Here is a 3,439-nt window from a genome sequence, read left to right on the forward strand (position 1 = left end):
AGATCACCCATCCAATCTGGTCGGGTGGCCTACTTTTCGACCGGCGCGACTGGCCTAGTTTTCAACCGGCGTCAACACTCCTCACTGACGCAGTCATCGGAACCGCGGGCCTCGCGGTAAGCGCGCAGCTGCCGGCGGATCTGTTCGATGTCGCTCTCGAGCTCCCAGGACTTGTCGGCGGTGTAAGCCATGAACAGCGCCCCGCATACCCGGGTGCCGAGAAAGAGTTCTTCTTTGAAGTCGGGGGCGAACTCCGTTAACCGAGGGTCGTCAAGGCCGTGCCAATAGTCGACGCCACCGCGGGGCAGGTCATAGGACTCGCGCATCCACCACGACAACAGGGCAAGCGCTTCGCGGGCGCGGAGGCTGAGCACGTCGTCTTCGGTGGCGGCTCGGAGTTCACGGCACACCGCCGTCGTCAACACCAGACGCTGGGCGTAATGGGCGCGCACCGCAAAACTGTTCACGGCGTTGGGATCTGACGAACTGACCAACCGAAACATCGCGACTACCTCTTCCTGCCGGGGGCCGGCCTCTCATTCGTAAGTTTCGGGCGAAACGGCTGGGGTTGTGTGCGAAGGGCGTCATGAGTCCTTGCCGGGCGACGAGTTCTGATCCGGCGCATGGTCGTGCCGACACGTCGCGCACCAGACAGCCGCTTCTCGCTCGTCGGCCTTGGCCTGTGCGCGCTGATGAGCCACCTGCGCCGTCGCCTGTCGGACCCGCTCGGCCCAGACCCAGCCGGGGTCCCGCGGCAACAGACTCGGGCGTCGGCGGTGCATGGTGAACCGGCACAAATGCGAGTACCTCTTGGCCAACTGCTCAGGAGTTAGAACACGCCCGACAACACTCGCGGCGCGGCGTGGGGCCACATAGGAGGAGTGGCCAGCGGTTGATCGATGCTGACCCGGATTCGCGTTCGCCATGCTCGATCCCGAGATGATCGGGCCTCCGAAAGCGGAGGCGCTCTTGTCGACACCGGTTGATGTCGACCGCTTCGTCATCCGAGCCACCCACGAGCGTGGGGTTGGCGTGCCGCCCAGTCGGAGCTTGGCGACGGCAACTCATGAAGCACCCGCAGTATAGCCCCGGCACCGACACTGACCCGCCGACGAGCACCAGCGAGTACCCGAATGCCCGCACCTGGCTGTGCGTGGTGTCTCAGAAGCCCGAGTGCCGCGGTAAAGCCGTAGCGCAGCGCCTCGCTCCGGTGGGTGGAGCCGATGACGGGAATCGAACCCGCGTTCTCAGCTTGGGAAGCTGATGTTCTACCATTGAACTACATCGGCGCTGGTCACTGGGAAGGCTAGCATCACGTCGCGACTGCGCCGCACACCGCGCCCCCGGGCTCGTTCAACCCCCTGCCGCTACGCTCATCACGTGCTGCTCTCCGATCGCGATCTGCGCGCCGAAATCGCCGCCGGACGCCTGGGCATCGACCCGCTCGACGACACCTTGGTGCAGCCGTCCAGCATCGACGTCCGTCTCGACAGCCTGTTCCGGGTCTTCAACAACACGCGCTACACCCACATCGACCCGGCGCGGCAGCAAGATGACCTGACCAGCCTGGTCGAAACCGTCGACGGCGAACCGTTCGTGCTGCACCCCGGCGAGTTCGTGCTGGGCTCCACCCTGGAGTTGGTGAGTCTGCCCGACGACCTCGCCGGCCGGCTGGAGGGCAAGTCCTCGCTCGGTCGACTCGGATTGTTGACCCACTCCACCGCGGGCTTCATCGACCCCGGCTTCAGCGGCCACATCACCCTGGAGCTCTCCAACGTGGCCAACCTGCCGATCACGCTCTGGCCGGGCATGAAGATCGGCCAACTGTGTCTGCTGCGGCTGACCAGTCCCGCCGAGCATCCCTACGGCAGTGCCCGCGTCGGCTCGAAATATCAGGGCCAGCGTGGTCCCACCCCGTCGCGGTCCTACCAGAACTTCGTCAGCGCCCAGCCGCGCCAAGACCCGCCCCGCGAGTGAGGAACTCCGCGGCGAGTGAACCGTCATGGCGGCGAACCGCGGAAACCGCTACCTGGGGCTTCACTCGCGGTTGTGAGGGATTTCACGGGCCCGCGCCGCGGCGGGCACGGCGCCACCGAACCCGCTCGACCTGCGTAAACCCCGGATCGGGCGTGTTCCGGGGGCGCGGCGGCGAAGCGTACAGTTGATACAAGGGCTGGCGTAATTCAGCCCCATGCGCACGACCCGGTGGCGGCACATCGGCGGGGACAGCCGGTTAACCGTCGCCCAGACCGGGAACCATAAACACCTGCAAACGAGCGATGGCATTGGAGGGGTCGTGGACATCGCGATGGGCGTCTCGATAGCGTCGCCCACCGTCTGCATGGTCTTGACCGGAGGAGAGAGCGCCGACGGGACCACCATCGAGCACGAGACGTTCGACGTCCCGGCCGGTGAAGCGGTTTCTGACCAAGTGGTGACCGCTATCCGTCAGGCGCGGCGCGGCGCGGCCGCGGCGGGCCATCGAATCTCGTCGGTTGGTGTGGCGTTCAGCGACCCGATCGAAGGCGACCTGCTGCGCGACGCCCTCGCCCGCCAGCAGGTCGATGACGTCATGGTCGTCTCGGCGTTTCTCGCCGCGGTGGCGTTGACGCAGTCGGCGGGCAGTGCTCTCGGCGACGCGCACACCGCGCTGCTGTACGTGACACCGACCAGCGCGACAGTGGCCACCGTCAACTCGGCCGACGGCGCGATCGCCGACGTGCACCGGCATCGGTTGGGTGAGGGAGAACTCGCAGACGAACTCGCTGAGCTGGTCTCCTGCGTCGAAGACGTGCCCGAACCGCCCGGCGGGGTGTTCGTCGTGGGTTCGGGGGTTGCGCTCGCAGCCGTCAAATCACGCCTCGAGGAAGCGACGTCGTTGCCGGTGAGCTTCCCCGGCGAGCCGGAGTTGGCGCTGGCGCGCGGCGCCGGATTGGCCAGCGCGCACGCTCCGCTATTCGCCTCCTCCACCCAGGCGATGGCTTGGGCGCAGGACCTCGGCACCGGGGCGGTGGACCTGGAGGCGCTACGGGCAGCCGCCGTACCGAGCCCGGTGGGCGGCACCGGCATCGACTACGGCGCGACGAGCGACAACGCGGCGCTGGCCTACAGCGCGTTGCCCGACAACGACTACCCCGACCTGCCGGTCGCCGAAGGAGCAGGCGAGCGACTGGACTCCGCCCAGCTCGATTTCCACAGCCACGACCAGGAATCGCGAAACCCGGTGGTGCTGGCGGTCAGCGGTGCGGCGGCGGTGGCGATGATCGCCATCGCGGCTCTCGTCGTCTCGGTGGTCGCCGGGGACGGATCGTCGAAGACACCGCCGCCGCGCACCGGCGCGCACGCGGTGCCCAGCCAGGAGGCGGCACCCCCGAAACCGGAGGCGCCGCCGTCGCCGAAACCCGAGGCGCCGCCGCCGGCCCCCGAAGCGCCTGCACCG

3 protein-coding genes, 1 tRNA gene and 1 riboswitch are annotated in these 3,439 nt (G+C 67.7%); of the genes, 2 read left to right on the forward strand and 2 right to left on the reverse strand.

Annotated features, from left to right (window positions below; translation table 11 throughout):
- Positions 1 to 71: 71 nt before the first annotated feature.
- A complete protein-coding gene (locus A5643_RS04070) occupies positions 72 to 503 on the reverse strand; it encodes a hypothetical protein (protein ID WP_156628515.1) in 432 nt (143 codons plus the stop codon).
- A 457-nt stretch (positions 504 to 960) separates the two neighbouring features.
- Positions 961 to 1,072: riboswitch (SAM riboswitch) on the reverse strand.
- Positions 1,073 to 1,215: 143 nt separating this feature from the next.
- Positions 1,216 to 1,289 (reverse strand) — tRNA-Gly (locus A5643_RS04075).
- A 91-nt stretch (positions 1,290 to 1,380) separates the two neighbouring features.
- Between A5643_RS04075 and dcd the strand changes: the two genes are divergently transcribed.
- Together dcd and A5643_RS04085 are read left to right on the forward strand one after the other, a co-directional pair.
- On the forward strand, positions 1,381 to 1,977 hold the full coding sequence (dcd, locus tag A5643_RS04080) for a dCTP deaminase (protein ID WP_066852223.1): 597 nt from the start codon (positions 1,381 to 1,383) through the stop codon (positions 1,975 to 1,977).
- Between the two features lie 319 nt (positions 1,978 to 2,296).
- The coding region (locus A5643_RS04085) for a DUF7159 family protein (RefSeq protein ID WP_066852225.1) at positions 2,297 to 3,439 on the forward strand (1,143 nt) is incomplete at its 3' end.

Source organism: Mycobacterium sp. 1274756.6 (assembly GCF_001668625.1).
GTDB lineage: Bacteria > Actinomycetota > Actinomycetes > Mycobacteriales > Mycobacteriaceae > Mycobacterium.

Coding starts and splice junctions, on each gene's coding strand:
- A5643_RS04070 (WP_156628515.1), bottom strand. CDS start 503: ATGTTTCGGTTGGTCAGTTCGTCAGATCCCAACGCCGTGAACAGTTTT.